At 57.7% G+C, this 1,203-nt stretch carries 2 protein-coding genes; both read right to left on the reverse strand.

The window, feature by feature from the left end; translation table 11 throughout:
* Window positions 1–470, reverse strand: a 470-nt coding sequence (locus B7364_RS03280) for an IS91 family transposase (RefSeq protein WP_198534017.1), incomplete at its 3' end; no start/stop codon positions are given.
* 13 nt (window positions 471–483) lie between these two features.
* A partial coding sequence (locus B7364_RS03285; protein ID WP_106407545.1) for a tyrosine-type recombinase/integrase occupies window positions 484–1,203 on the reverse strand: 720 nt, incomplete at its 5' end.

A 1,203-nucleotide genomic window follows, 5' to 3' on the forward strand; every position in this document is an offset into this window, starting at 1 on the left:
TGGGTGAGAGCTGACCCCCATGTATGCAGGACAGCCGTGATACCGATCCTGGCACCAAGATGCTTAGGGTCAGCGGCAATGGTCATCAGGGTGTGCGAAGCGGCTTTGAACAACAGGTCATAGATGACGGTCTTGTTGTACCATGCGATATCGCCAATCTCGCTGGGCAGGGTGAACACCACATGGAAGTAGCCAATGGGCAATAGGTCCTCTTGTCGCTTGGCCAGCCAGTCGCGTGCGGCTGTCCCCTGACACTTGGGACAATGGCGGTTGCGACAGCTGTTGTAGGCGATCTTGGTATGATCACACTGGGTGCAGCCTTCGACATGACCGCCAAGGACGGCGGTCCTGCAAGACTGGACGGCTGACATGACCTTCAGTTGGCTGAGGCTGAGATGGCCCTTGTGGGTCTTCCGGTAAGCATCGCCAAAGCGGGCAAAGATATCAGCCACCTCCAAAGAGGAGCGCATGGCAACCCAATGGCTAGAACCGAACCTGTCGGACTTCCTCAGGCTCATGGCCAAACTGGCTGAGGCCGATCTTGCTGCTCTGACCCCTATCAGGATCACAGCCGCCTATAGAGGGCAGCACCTTATCAAGCGGGCTGATGATGGCGCGCACGGTACGGGTCGCAACTTGGGTGTAAAAGGCAGTGTTCTCCAGCTTGGCATGGCCTAACAGGACTTGGATCACGCGGATATCTACCCCGTCTTCCAACAGATGGGTAGCAAAGCTATGGCGCAAGGTATGGGGGCTGACGCGCTTAGTGAGGCCTGCACGCTTGGCTGCTGCTTCAACCACACGGGCGAGTTGGCGGGTAGATACAGGGTTCTCAAGATCTGTGCCCGGAAACAGCCATCCGTCAGGCAACATGACACCTTTGCTGTGGCCCTCAAGCCACCATGAACGCAGAAGTATCAGAAGATCTAGGGACAGCATGGCGTTGCGGTAGCGGCCACCCTTACCCCGCTCAACGCGGATCACCATACGCTGGCTATCAATATGGCCAACCTTGAGGGCTGCGACTTCGCCAGCCCGCAGGCCTGCACCATAAGCCACACTCAACATAGCACGGTGCTTCAGGCATGTTGTTGCCGCCAAGAGCGCGCCAACTTCATCAGGGCTAAGCACGGTGGGCAACTTGCGCGGTTGAAACACCCGCACCAGACGGCGCGATAAATCCGGCCGGTCCAATGTCATGGT

Source organism: Aquidulcibacter paucihalophilus, assembly GCF_002105465.1.
Taxonomy (GTDB): Bacteria; Pseudomonadota; Alphaproteobacteria; order Caulobacterales; family Aquidulcibacteraceae; genus Aquidulcibacter; species Aquidulcibacter paucihalophilus.